Source organism: Streptomyces coffeae (assembly GCF_016741875.1).
In the GTDB taxonomy this organism is placed as follows: domain Bacteria; phylum Actinomycetota; class Actinomycetes; order Streptomycetales; family Streptomycetaceae; genus Streptomyces; species Streptomyces coffeae.
This window is the reverse complement of sequence record NZ_JAERRF010000008.1, coordinates 367,463-380,274: the sequence shown is the minus strand read 5'-3', so window position 1 is coordinate 380,274 and position 12,812 is coordinate 367,463. Positions and strand designations below refer to the sequence as shown.

10 protein-coding genes are annotated in these 12,812 nt (G+C 70.6%); 7 read left to right on the top strand and 3 right to left on the bottom strand.

The features are described 5' to 3' along the window. Positions 1 to 12: 12 nt before the first annotated feature. The 7 genes from pcaH to JK363_RS16560 all read left to right on the top strand — a co-directional run bounded on the left by pcaH (position 13) and on the right by JK363_RS16560 (position 6,795). Positions 13 to 798: a protocatechuate 3,4-dioxygenase subunit beta gene (pcaH, locus tag JK363_RS16590; RefSeq protein WP_201875665.1), complete on the top strand. Its 786-nt coding sequence runs from the start codon at positions 13 to 15 to the stop codon at positions 796 to 798. Continuing rightward, the gene (pcaG, locus tag JK363_RS16585; protein WP_201875664.1) at positions 795 to 1,373 is read left to right on the top strand and encodes a protocatechuate 3,4-dioxygenase subunit alpha; all 579 of its coding nucleotides are present in this window, start codon (positions 795 to 797) and stop codon (positions 1,371 to 1,373) included. The genes pcaH and pcaG overlap by 4 nt, the downstream gene beginning before the upstream one ends. Further along, positions 1,360 to 2,724 (top strand): 3-carboxy-cis,cis-muconate cycloisomerase, encoded by a 1,365-nt coding sequence (gene pcaB / locus JK363_RS16580; protein ID WP_215910956.1) that lies wholly within the window; start codon positions 1,360 to 1,362, stop codon positions 2,722 to 2,724. Before pcaG ends, pcaB begins: the two co-directional genes overlap by 14 nt. A gap of 60 nt (positions 2,725 to 2,784) precedes the next feature. After that, on the top strand, positions 2,785 to 3,567 hold the full coding sequence (locus JK363_RS16575) for an alpha/beta fold hydrolase (protein ID WP_201875663.1): 783 nt from the start codon (positions 2,785 to 2,787) through the stop codon (positions 3,565 to 3,567). Positions 3,568 to 3,705: 138 nt separating this feature from the next. Continuing rightward, positions 3,706 to 4,980 (top strand): ABC transporter substrate-binding protein, encoded by a 1,275-nt coding sequence (locus tag JK363_RS16570; protein ID WP_201875662.1) that lies wholly within the window; start codon positions 3,706 to 3,708, stop codon positions 4,978 to 4,980. Further along, positions 4,980 to 5,927 (top strand): carbohydrate ABC transporter permease, encoded by a 948-nt coding sequence (locus JK363_RS16565; protein ID WP_201875661.1) that lies wholly within the window; start codon positions 4,980 to 4,982, stop codon positions 5,925 to 5,927. Before JK363_RS16570 ends, JK363_RS16565 begins: the two co-directional genes overlap by 1 nt. Before the next feature lie 4 nt (positions 5,928 to 5,931). Continuing rightward, positions 5,932 to 6,795 carry a carbohydrate ABC transporter permease gene (locus JK363_RS16560; protein ID WP_201875660.1) on the top strand — a complete coding sequence of 288 codons (864 nt, stop codon included), beginning with the start codon at positions 5,932 to 5,934 and terminating at the stop codon, positions 6,793 to 6,795. A 36-nt stretch (positions 6,796 to 6,831) separates the two neighbouring features. Here JK363_RS16560 and JK363_RS16555 read toward each other — a convergent pair whose 3' ends face one another. From JK363_RS16555 to dusB, 3 genes are all read right to left on the bottom strand, one after another. After that, positions 6,832 to 7,899 carry an ArsR/SmtB family transcription factor gene (locus JK363_RS16555; protein ID WP_201875659.1) on the bottom strand — a complete coding sequence of 356 codons (1,068 nt, stop codon included), beginning with the start codon at positions 7,897 to 7,899 and terminating at the stop codon, positions 6,832 to 6,834. Between the two features lie 411 nt (positions 7,900 to 8,310). Beyond that, the gene (gene ppdK, locus JK363_RS16550) at positions 8,311 to 11,034 is read right to left on the bottom strand and encodes a pyruvate, phosphate dikinase (RefSeq protein WP_201875658.1); all 2,724 of its coding nucleotides are present in this window, start codon (positions 11,032 to 11,034) and stop codon (positions 8,311 to 8,313) included. A 516-nt stretch (positions 11,035 to 11,550) separates the two neighbouring features. Further along, positions 11,551 to 12,690, bottom strand: coding sequence for a tRNA dihydrouridine synthase DusB (gene dusB / locus JK363_RS16545; protein WP_201875657.1), 1,140 nt, complete (start codon positions 12,688 to 12,690; stop codon positions 11,551 to 11,553). Positions 12,691 to 12,812: the final 122 nt, after the last annotated feature.

Sequence of the window (12,812 nt, the reverse complement as noted above, 5' to 3'; positions counted from 1 at the left end):
TGGACGCCCGCCATGGCTACCCAGTCCGGTATCACCACACAGGCCGACATCGACCGTGAACTCACCGCGGCGCAGGAGGAGTACGCGGCGGCGCGGGCCGGTGGCGCCCCCGCCGCCCACCACCCGGCGCGCGACTTCCCGCCGTACCGCAGCAGCGCCCTGCGCCATCCGCGGCAGCCGCTGGTGGCGGTCAAGGGCGACCCGGAGACCGTGGAGCTGTCCGCACCCGTCTTCGGCGCCACCGATGTCACCGACACCGACGGCGATCTCACCGTCCAGCACCCGGGCGAACCGCTCGGCGAGCGCATCACCGTCTCCGGGCGACTGCTCGACCGGCAGGGCCGCCCGGTGCGCGGTCAGCTCATCGAGGTGTGGCAGGCCAACGCGGCGGGCCGCTACGCCCATCTGCGCGACTGCCACCCCGCCCCGCTCGACCCCAACTTCACCGGGGTGGGGCGGGTGCTGACCGGGGACGACGGTGCGTACACCCTCACCACCATCAAGCCCGGCGCCTATCCCTGGCGCAACCACAACAACGCCTGGCGCCCGGCCCATATCCACTTCTCCGTCTTCGGGGCGGCGTTCACCCAGCGCCTGGTCACCCAGATGTACTTCCCCGGCGATCCGCTCTTCCGCTACGACCCGATCCTCCAGTCGGTGACGGACGACGCGGCACGGCAGCGGCTGGTGGCGGCGTACGACCCCGCGCTGACGCGGCCGGAGTGGTCGCTGGGCTACCGCTGGGACATCGTGCTGGACGGGCCCTCGGCGACCTGGCGCGAGGAGGACCACGGATGACCGAGCTGCCGCCCACCCCTTCCCACACCGTCGGCCCGTTCTACGGCTACGCCCTCCCCTTCCCCGGCGGTGGCGACCTGGCCCCGCCCGGCCGCCCGGACACCATCACCGTGCACGGGTACGTCTACGACGGCGCGGGCGAGCCCGTACCCGACGCGCTGATCGAGCTGTGGCAGTCCGGACCGGACGGTTCCCGCGCCGGGGCGCCCGGCTCGATGCGGCGCGATCCGGTGACCGGTGGCTTCCTGGGCCGCAACGGTGTGGACTTCACCGGCTTCGGCCGGATCGCCACCGACCCGGACGGCCACTGGACCGCCCGTACGCTGCCGCCGGGCGGGCCCGGCGCCCCGTACATCAGCGTGTGTGTGCACGCCCGCGGGCTGCTGCACCACCTCTTCACCCGCGTGTACTTCCCCGGGAACGCCGCGGCCAACGCCGCCGATCCGCTGCTCGCCTCGCTGGATCCGGTCCGCCGCGAGACGCTGGTGGCGACGGCCGGGCCACAGCCCGGGAGCTACCGCTTCGACATCCGGTTGCAGGGCGACAAGGAGACGGTCTTCCTTGAGTTCACCTGAGGTGTGGGACAGCGGGGCCGATGCGGGCCTGCTGTCCCCGGTGCGGGCCGGGTCGGCGGTCGAGGCCGCCACCGGGGACACCGCGTTCGTCCAGGCCATGCTGGACGCGGAGGCCGCCCTGACCCGTGCGCTGGCGGAGGCCGGGCGGGCCCCGGCGGACGCGGCACGGGCGGTGGTGGCGGCGGCGCGGGCCGAGCGGTACGACATCCGCGGGCTGGCCCTGCGCGCCCGCTCCGGTGGCAATCCGGTCATTCCGCTGGTCGCCGATCTCACCGCGGCGGTGGCCGCCGAGGACGAGGCCGCGGCGGAGTGGGTGCACCGGGGCGCGACCAGTCAGGACATCCTCGACACCGCCACGATGCTGGTGGCCGCCCGCGCCCTGCCGCTGATCGTGGCCGACCTGGACCGTACGGCGGCGGCGCTGGCCCGGCTCGCGGAGGCGCACCGCGACACCCCGCTGCCCGGCCGTACCCTCACCCAGCACGCCGTGCCCACCACCTTCGGGCTCAAGGCGGCGGGGTGGCGGGCCCTGGTCCTGGACGCCCGCGACCGGCTGGCCGCACTGCGGCCGCCCGCCCAACTCGGCGGTGCGGCAGGTACGTTGGCCGCCTTCGAGGACGGGGTGGGGCTGCTGGGCCGGTTCGCGGCGGAAACCGGGCTGGCCGAGCCCGGACTGCCGTGGCACACCCTGCGCACTCCCGTGGCCGACCTGGGCTGTGCGCTGGCGTTCACCGTGGGCGCGCTGGGGAAGGCGGCGGCGGATGTGCTGGTGCTGACGCGGACCGAGATCGGGGAGGTGGCCGAGGGCAGCGGTGGCGGTTCGTCCGCGATGCCGCACAAGAGCAACCCGGTGCGCGCCACGCTGATCGCCGCCGCGGCCCGTCAGGCCCCCGCGCTCGCGGCGACCCTGCTGGGCGCGCTCACCGCGGAGGACGAACGGCCCGCCGGGGCGTGGCACGCCGAGTGGCAGCCACTGCGGGAGCTGCTGCGTCTTGCGGGCGGCGCCGCCCGCGACGCGGTCGAACTCGCCGAGTCCCTGCGGGTGTTCCCCGACCGCATGACCGACCATCTGCAACTCACCGGCGGGCTGATCGTCAGCGAACGCATCACCGCGGCCCTGGCCCCGCGGCTGGGCCGGAGCCGGGCGAAGGAGCTGCTGACGCGGGCTTCGCGGCGGGCCGCGGAGGAGGGGACCGGGCTGGTGGCGGCGCTGGCGCGGGAGCCGGAGGTGGCCAAGGCCCTGCCCGCGGAGGAACTGCGCACCCTCACCGATCCGTCCGCCTATACGGGCGCCGCCCCCGCCCTGGTCGCCCGCGCCCTCCGCCGCACCGCACACCACCACGACGGGTAGCGGCCCAACACCCGTGGTTTCGCAGCACCTTGAACCTCTCGCTCCCAGGAGAACCACCCCATGACCGACGCGCCCCTCCCCCACCACCGGCTCAGCGGACCCGAAGGTGCCCCTCCCCTGATCCTCGGTCCGTCCGTCGGGGTCTCGCTCGCGGTGTGGGAGCCGCAGTTGGCCGGGCTCGCCGCCGGGCACCGGGTGGTGCGGTGGAATCTGCCGGGGCACGGTGATTCACCGGCCGGGCTGTTGCCCGCCGATGGCTCCGCCACCGTGGCGGACCTCGCCGCCCTCGTCCTGCGCCTGGCCGACGCGCAGGGCTGGCGCCGCTTCGCGTACGCGGGGATCTCGATCAGCGGGGCGGTCGGGCTGCATCTGGCCGTCCATCACCCCGACCGGCTCACCTCCCTCTCCGTCGTCTGCTCCTCGGCCTACTTCGCGGAGCCCTCCGTCTGGCACGAGCGTGCCGCGCTGGTACGGGCCGAGGGGACGGAGTCGATGGCGGCGAGCCGGCCGGGGCTGTGGTTCTCGCCCGCGTTCGCCGCCACCCCGCGTGGCCGGGCCCTGCTGGCGGATCTGCGGAACACCGACCCCGCGGGTTACGCCGCGTGCTGTGACGCGCTCGCCGCCTACGATCTGCGGTCCGTGCTGTCGTCGATCACCGTGCCCACCCTGGTGGTGGCGGGCCGGGAGGATCCGGCCACTCCGCCCGCGCACGCCCGCGAGATCGCGGACGCGGTGCCCGGTGCGGATCTGCTGGAGCTGGCGGGGGCGGCGCATCTGGCGGGGGTGGAGCGGCCGGAGGCGGTCACCGCCGCACTGCTCGGCCATCTGGCGCGCCACCCGTGATCCGACGCTCCGTCACCATGCTTCTGTCACAGCTGATATGAGCCCGCAACGCCCCTGTCGTAATCCGCCCCCATCGTTGATCGTTGGGACATACGGTGGCCCGGGACCGGCCACACGAGGAGCGAGGGGGCGCCAGCTGTGTCCATCAGCCGCAGAAGACTGCTCGGTACGTTCGGCGCGGGCGGAGGGCTCGTTCTGACGGGTGGGCTGACCACCGCCTGCGGGTCCAACACCGGGCGGGGGTCGGACGGCGAGGGCGGGAAACCGCTTCTCGAGCACTGGTACCACCAGTACGGCGAGCCCGGCACCGAGCAGGCCGTGAAGCGGTACGCCGAGGACTACGACCAGGCCGATGTCCAGGTGCAGTGGCGGCCGGGCAACTACGACCAGCAGACCGCCGCCGCGCTGCTGACGGCGTCCGGACCGGATGTCTTCGAGGTCAACGGCCCGACGCTGGACCAGATCCGGGGCCGTCAGGTGGTGGATGTCACCGATCTGCTCAGCGAGGCGAAGGACGACATCAACCCCGCGGTGCTGGCGCCCAAGACCTACGACGGCAGGATCTGGGCCATTCCGCAGGTCGTCGACATGCAGTTGCTGTATTGCCGCACCAGCATGCTCAAGGACGCGGGGGTGGAGCCGCCGCGGACGCTCGACGCGCTGGTGGACGCGGCGAAGGAGCTGACCACCAAGGACGTCAAGGGACTCTTCCTCGGCAACGACGGCGGTCCCGGTGTCCTCGGCGGCACCCCGCTGAACGCCGCCGGTCTTGAGCTGATCACCTCCGACGGCGAGGTGGGTTTCGACGACCCGGCCGCCGCCCGCACCCTCGGCAAGCTGCGCCGGCTCTACACCGACAAGTCGCTGCTGTTGGGGGCGCCTTCGGACTGGTCGGACCCGGCCGCGTTCACCCAGGGGCTCACGGCCATGCAGTGGTCGGGGCTGTGGGCGCTGCCGCAGGTGAAGAAGGCGCTGGGGGACGACTTCGGGGTGCTGCCGTTCCCGAAGGACGGGGCGCACGGCAGCCCCGCGGTGCCGGTCGGGGCGTACGGGGCGGCGGTCAGCGCGCGCAGCCGCCACAAGGACGCGGCGAAGGCGTATGTGAAGTGGCTGTGGGTGGAGAAGACCGCGTACCAGGAGGACTTCGCGCTCACCTACGGCTTCCACATCCCGGCCCGCATCTCGCTGGCGAAGAAAGCCGCCAAGCTGCGGGAGGGCGCGGCCGGTGAGGCGGTGGGCTATGCCACCGACCACGGCCACGCCGAGCCGCTGCTGTGGACGCCCGCGAGCAAGGTCGCCTACCAGGACGCGCTGAGCCGGATCATCAAGAGCGGTGCCAGTCCGGAGCGGGAGCTGCGGTCCGTGGTGCGCAAGACCCGGGCGGAGCTGCGGCGCGTCCAGAAGAAGCGCTGATGCGCGGGGCGGCCCTGAAACAGAAGTCGCCGACGCGGAAGACATGGTTCGGCGGGCAGAACCGCACCCTGTGGTTCTGGATCTTCGTGGGTCCGTTTGTGCTCGGGCTGACCCTGTTCACCTATGTACCGCTGGCCTGGAGCGCGTACCTCAGCTTCTTCGACGCACACAACACCGTGTCGCCGACCGACTTCGTCGGCTTCGACAACTACACGGCGATGCTGGGCGACGACGCCTTCACCGACAGCCTGCTGACCTTCCTCGTCTTCACGGCGTTCATCGTCCCGGCCACCTATGTGCTCTCGCTGTCGCTGGCGCTGATGGTCAACCGGCTGCGCTGGGCACAGGCGTTCTTCCGGTCGGTGTTCTTCCTGCCGGTGGCCTGCTCGTATGTGGTGGCGGCGCTGATCTGGAAGATGTCGATCTTCAACGGGGTGCGGTTCGGGCTGGCCAACACCGTGCTCGGCTGGTTCGGCGCCGATCAGATCGCCTGGCTGTCGACGACCGATCCGCCCTGGTACTGGCTGGTCATCGTGACCGTGCGGCTGTGGCTCCAGGCGGGGTTCTACATGGTGCTGTTCCTGGCCGGGCTCCAGCGGATCCCCCCGCGGCTGTACGAGGCGGCGGCGGTGGACGGGGCCCGGCCGGGGTGGCAGGTGTTCCGGCACATCACCTTTCCGCAGCTGCGGGCCACTTCGGTGGCGGTGGTGCTGCTGCTGGTGATCAACGCCTTCCAGGCGTTCGACGAGTTCTACAACCTGCTGTCGGACTCGCGCGGCTATCCGCCGTACGCCCGCCCGCCCCTGGTCTACCTCTACTACACCGCGCTGGGGCAGGGGCAGAACCTGGGCCTGGGCAGTGCGGGCGCGGTGATCCTGGCACTGATCATCGCGCTGGTGACGGTGGTGCAGGCGCGCTGGTTCGGCCTGGGCCGGAAGGAGGACTGAGCCGATGCGGAGAACTCCCCCCGCACACGATCCGCACGACGGCCTGGCGCGGGCGGGCCGCGCGGTGCGGCTGGTGCTGCTGATCGCGCTGGCGCTGCTCTTCCTGCTCCCCTTCTATCTGCTGGTGCGCAACGGCCTGTCGAGCGAGGCGGACATCACCTCGTCCGATTGGACCTTCTTCCCCGGCGAACTGCACTGGGAGAACATACGCGAGCTGTTCGATGACCCCAACGTGCCGATGGCGCACGCGCTCCTCAACTCCTCGCTGATCGCGGTGCTCACCACGCTCGGCACCCTGCTGCTGGCCTCGCTCGCCGGGTACGGTCTGGCCCGTATCCCGTACCGCCACGCCAACGTGGTCTTCTACTGGATCCTGGGCACCCTGATGGTTCCGGCCGCGGTCACCTTCGTGCCCAGCTTTGTGCTGGTCAGCTCGCTGGGCTGGATCTCGACGCTGCGCGGTCTGGTGGTGCCCACGCTCTTCAGCGCGGTGGCCGCCTTCATCTTCCGCCAGTACTTCCTGGGCTTCCCGCGGGAGTTGGAGGACACCGCGCGGGTGGACGGGCTCGGCTACTGGCGTACGTACTGGCAGGTGGTGGTGCCCAACTCACGGCCGGTGTTCGCCGCGGTGGGCACCATCGTCTTCATCGGCGCCTGGAACTCCTTCCTCTGGCCGCTGGTCATAGGTCAGGACCGGGAGGCGTGGACGGTGCAGGTGGCGCTCTCCACGTTCACCACCGCCCAGAGAGTCAACATCCACGAGCTGTTCGTGGCCGCCGCGGTGTCGATCCTGCCGCTGCTGGTGGTCTTCCTGGTGCTCCAGCGCTACATCGTCGCGGGCGTCGAGCGCTCCGGGATCGATGACTGAGCCGTCCCGCGGGTGCGAAACGTTTCGGCCAAGGCGTCATCCGTGGCCCGAGGGCCCCTGCGCCCCGGCCACCGCCGGGAACGCCGCCTGCGCGCCGAAGACCCGCTCCCCCGGCGAGCCGCCGCCGCGCAGCAGGGCCGCGCCCAGCGGGGTCAGCGTGTGCAGCACGGCGCTGCCCTGCCGCAGGGTGTGCACCAGACCGGCCTCCCGCAGCACGGTGGCGTGCTGACTGGCCGAGGCGAGCGATACGCCCACTCTTCGGGCGAGTTCACTGGTGGTACAGCCACCGCCGACCTCCAGCAGCACCGCCGAGCGGGTCTGGCCGACCAGCTTGCCCAGCGAGCGGGCGCAGGCCGGCGCGGTGGCCGGGCGTGGCTGGAGACGGGGCGGTGCGGTGCGCCGGGCGTGCTCGACCGGATAGACCAGCACCGGGGTCAGATCCGGGTTGCGGAAGGTCACCGGGGTGCCGCGGCAGAAGAACGACGGCAGCAGCAACAGACCCCGGCCGCGCAGATGCAGATCCCGGTCGACGGGGTAGTCGACCTCCAGCACCGGTGCCCGCCAGCGCATCGTGGGCGGCAGCGAGGACAGCAGCCCGTCCGCCCCGCCGTCCAGCAGCGCCCGGCCCCGGGCGGCCCGGTCGGCTTCGATCCGGGCCTGGATATGGGGCCAGTAGGGGGCGATGGCGGCGCGGTGGTAGGAACGCAGGGTGGTGATCAAACGATCCAGCGGCCGCGCCTCGCCCTGAGCGAGATCACGTATCCACCCCGGGAGGGCACGGGACGCCGGGAGCCCGGCGATCTCGTCGTGCAAGCGCTGTCCCGGTGTGGCGCGCAGTGCGGCCATGGCACTGTCGCAACCGATTACCCCTTCCGCGGGTGTCAGGAAGTCAGGGAAATAACCGCGTGAGGGAATGAGGGGCGCCAGGAGGCGCGCTTCCCCGTTGAGCCGGTTACGCGCTTCCGAACGCCATTCCCCGTATACGGTCTCGGCCCGGCTCTCCCGCAGGCGATGGAAACTTAAAACGGTTTCCCAGAGCACGTCCGGGCGGATTGCCATCCGCATCCGGGCCAGATCGAGTTCACTGAAATGAACACGTAGCACTAGACCCTCACATGTGACATGCCGACCGTCCCCCCGATCACCGTTGAGTATGCACGCTTACACGTTCAGTCACCACGCCCTTTTGGCCAGATGTGAAACGGGGCGCGCTTCGGGCGCGCGAAGAGGAAAGCTGTTCCTCGTGCAAACGGGAGGCCACCGGGCAAAAAGCCCCGGGGGGCCGTCCGTAATTCAACAGGCGGTGCTCAGAGCCACTCAGCTCGTTCCCGTGGGGGGTGACGAGTGCGTTACGGCGACTGAGCACTTGTGTTGCCGCCCGTAGCCGATGCGCGTGGCAACAGCTCCCGTGGGGGGAGTGAGAGGGGGCGGCACCTCCGCACAAGGTGCCGCCCCCTTTGAGATCCGGGGCCGTTGTCGGGCTGAGGGTTTACCCGGCCATACCCCGGTGGCCCGTCAGCCGCTCACCGCCGCGCGGCCCGCCTCGAGGCGCGCGACCGGAATGCGGAACGGCGAGCAGGAGACGTAGTCCAGACCCACCTGGTGGAAGAAGTGGACGGACTCCGGGTCGCCACCGTGCTCACCGCACACACCCAGCTTGAGGTCGGGGCGGGTTGCCCGGCCGGCCTCCGCGGCGTCCCGGACGAGGGCGCCCACACCATCCTTGTCGATGGTCTCGAACGGGCTGACCCCGAAGATGCCCTTCTCCAGGTAGGCGGTGAAGAAGCTGGCCTCGACGTCGTCGCGGGAGAAGCCCCAGACGGTCTGGGTCAGGTCGTTGGTGCCGAAGGAGAAGAAGTCGGCCGACTCGGCGATCTGAGCGGCCGTCAGCGCGGCGCGCGGCAGCTCGATCATGGTGCCGAGGGTGAGCTTGAGGTCCACGCCCCGGGCCCGCTCGACCTCCTCGATGATCTGCTCGGCCTCCTCGCGGACGATCTCCAGCTCCTGGACCGTGCCGACCAGCGGGATCATGATCTCGGCGCGCGGGTCGCCCTTGGCGCCCAGCCGCTCGGCCGCGGCCTCGGCGATGGCCCGTACCTGCATGGCGAACAGACCGGGGATGACCAGGCCGAGGCGCACGCCGCGCAGACCCAGCATCGGGTTCTGCTCGTGCAGCCGGTGCACGGCCTGGAGCAGCCGCAGGTCGTTCTCGTTGCTGTCCTTGCGGGACTCGGCGAGCGCGACGCGCACCGACAACTCGGTGATGTCGGGCAGGAACTCGTGCAGCGGCGGGTCCAGCAGCCGTACGGTGACCGGCAGTCCGTCCATCGCCTCGAAGAGCTCGACGAAGTCGTCCTTCTGGAGCGGCAGCAGCTCCTCGAGGGCGGTGTCGCGCTCCTCGTCGGTGTGGGCGAGGATCAGCTTCTCGACCATCTCCCGGCGCTCACCGAGGAACATGTGCTCGGTGCGGCACAGGCCGATGCCCTGGGCGCCGAATCGGCGGGCGCGGGAGGCGTCCTCGGCGTTGTCCGCGTTGGCGCGGACCCGCAGCCGCCGCACCCGGTCCGCGTAGGCCATGATCCGGTGCACGGCGCCGACCAGCTCGTCGGCCTCATCGGCACCGGCGTGCATCCGGCCCTCGAAGTACTCCACCACCGGGGAGGGCACGACCGGTACCTCACCGAGGTAGACCTTGCCGGAGGAGCCGTCGATCGAGACGAGGTCGCCCTCCTCGATCACCACCGCGTCCTTGCCGTCCCGGCCGGGGGCCGTCATCCGGCGCCCCTTGGTGTCGACTTCGAGCTCCTCGGCACCGCACACACAGGTCTTGCCCATACCGCGGGCGACCACGGCGGCGTGCGAGGTCTTGCCACCGCGGGAGGTCAGGATGCCCTCGGCCGCGATCATGCCGTCGAGGTCGTCGGGGTTGGTCTCCCGGCGGATGAGGATGACCTTCTCGCCCGAACGCGACCACTTGACGGCGGTGTAGGAGTCGAAGACGGCCTTGCCGACCGCGGCGCCCGGGGAGGCGGCGATACCGCGCCCGATCCGCTGCACGGTGTCGCCGTCGGCGACCTTCAGGTCGAAGCGCGGGAACATCAGCTGGGCGAGCTGCGCGCCGTTCACCCGGCGCAGCGCCTCGGCCTCGTCGATCAGCCCCTGGTCGACCAGCTGGGTGGCGATCCGGAAGGCGGCACCGGCGGTGCGCTTGCCCACGCGGGTCTGGAGCATCCACAGCTTGCCGCGCTCGATGGTGAACTCGATGTCGCACAGGTCCTTGTAGTGCGTCTCGAGGGTTTCCATGATCTGCATCAGCTGGTCGTAGGACCGCTTGTCGATCTGCTCGAGGTCGGCGAGCGGAACGGTGTTGCGGATGCCCGCGACCACGTCCTCGCCCTGCGCGTTCTGGAGGTAGTCGCCGTAGACGCCCTGGTGGCCGCTGGCGGGGTCACGGGTGAAGGCGACACCGGTGCCCGAGTCGGGGCCGAGGTTGCCGAACACCATGGAGCAGATGTTGACCGCGGTGCCCAGGTCGTGCGGGATGCGCTCCTGACGGCGGTACAGCTTGGCGCGGTCGCCGTTCCAGGAGTCGAAGACGGCGCGGACGGCGAGGTCCATCTGCTCCCGCGGCTCCTGCGGGAAGCTGCGGCCGGTCTCCTTGGCGACGATGTCCTTGAACTCGGCCACCAGACGCTTGAGGTCGGCCGCGTCGAGGTCGACGTCCACGACGACGCCCTTGGCCTTCTTGGTCTCGTCGATGGCCTCTTCGAAGAGGTCACCGTCCACGCCGAGTACGGTCTTGCCGAACATCTGGATGAGACGGCGGTAGGAGTCCCAAGCGAACCGCTCGTCGCCCGCCTGCGTGGCCAGACCGACGACGGAGTCGTCGGAGAGCCCGATGTTGAGGACGGTGTCCATCATGCCGGGCATGGAGAACTTGGCGCCGGAGCGTACGGATACCAGCAGCGGGTCGTCCGCCTGGCCCAGCTTCTTGCCCATTTTGGTCTCGAGGGCCTCGAGGTGCGCAGCCACCTCGTCCCGCAGGGCCGGGGGCTCCGAACCGCTGTCGAGGTAGACCTTGCACGCCTCGGTGGTGATGGTGAATCCCGGTGGCACGGGGAGACCGAGATTGGTCATCTCGGCGAGGTTGGCCCCCTTCCCGCCGAGCAGGTCCTTGAGATCCTTGTTGCCCTCGGTGAAGTCGTAAACGAACTTCTGCTGATCTTGTGTTTCCGGCACGGGACTCGATCTCCTCGGCTCGGCTGCCCTGACGGCGGGGAGCGTACCCAGATCGAAGGCACCTGAGCATGTCCACTCCACCGTCATTCGGCTGTAACCACCCGCCTGCCACGCGTTCGAAAGTACGGCGCCAAAGCGGCGTGATTTTGCCAACTGTTCAAGAGTCGAACACATACCCACGCTCCGCATGGGGTCGTTCCGCTCTTCTCACTCTGAGTAATTGTTCGCTGGATGTATCGAACATCAACAGGGTGGCACTCAGTGCCACGTATTGGAGAGGTGAGAGCGGGCTTGACTCAGGGAACCCTCACCAGGAAGCCGCTCATCTGAGCGAAGCCCTGATCAGAGTGGCGAGAATCACGCCCTTGCGGGCGGCTCCGTCTCGCCTTTTGGATACAACGAGAAGGGTATCGCTCAGATGAGCGAAGTGCAGGTGGGCGGGGTCGTAGCGGGGTCGTACACCTCTCGAACGGGACACGGCGCAGCCTTCCGGAACCCGGCTCGCGGGCCCCGGCCTCAGCCGCCGGAGGTGTCCAGCTCCGCGTCCGCGCTCACATGTGCGTGGTCCCAGGGGTCGTTGAGCCAGCCGTCCGGCAGCACCACGCGGTTGCGGCCGGAGGTGCGGCCGCGGGGGCCGTCGGCACCGGGGGGCCACTCCTGGTCCAGGTCGAGTTCGGCGAGCAGGGCGTCCAGCTCGGCCAGCGAGGAGGCGATCGCGAGCCGCTTGCGCATCTCGGAGCCGACCGAGAAGCCCTTGGTGTACCAGGCGACGTGCTTACGGAAGTCGATGACGCCGCGCTCCTCGTCCGCCAGCCACTCGGTCAGCAGCTCGGCATGGCGCAGCATCACGGCCGCCACCTCCTTGAGGGTGGGGCGCGCGGACCCGGCACCGCCGTCCTGCTCGAAGGCGGCCACCAGGTCGCCGAAGAGCCAGGGCCGCCCCAGACAGCCACGGCCGACGACCACGCCGTCGCAGCCGGTCTCGCGCATCATCCGCACCGCGTCGTCGGCGGACCAGATGTCGCCGTTGCCCAGCACCGGGATCTCGGGGACGGCCTCCTTCAGCCGTGCGATGGCGTCCCAGTCGGCGGTGCCGCCGTAGTGCTGGGCCGCCGTGCGCCCGTGCAGCGCGATGGCGGTGACCCCCTCCTCGACGGCGATCCGGCCCGCGTCGAGGTAGGTGATGTGGTCGTTGTCGATGCCCTTGCGCATCTTCATGGTCACCGGGAGCGGGCCCGCGCCGGACACGGCCTCGCACAGGATGGCGCGCAGCAGATGGCGCTTGTACGGCAGCGCGGAACCGCCCCCCTTGCGGGTGACCTTGGGCACCGGGCAGCCGAAGTTGAGGTCGATGTGATCGGCCAGGTCCTCGTCCACGATCATGCGGACCGCCTTGCCGACCGTCACCGGGTCCACCCCGTACAGCTGGATCGAGCGCGGCTTCTCCGTGTCGTCGAAGTGGATCAGCCGCATGGTCTTGGCATCCCGCTCGACCAGCGCCCGGGTAGTGATCATCTCGCTGACGAACAGCCCCTTGCCGCCCGAGAACTCCCGGCACAGCGTGCGGAACGGCGCGTTGGTGATCCCGGCCATCGGTGCGAGCACGACCGGTGGCTGGACCGTGTGCGGTCCGAACTGCAACTGCGGCTGCGTCATGGAGTGAGCTTCCTCGCGGTACGACAATGGAACGGCCGGGCCGGGACCGCCGGCCGGGATCGCCGGGCGGGGCGAGCGGGCCGGAACGACTGGGCCGGACCTCTCATTGTCCCGCACCGGCG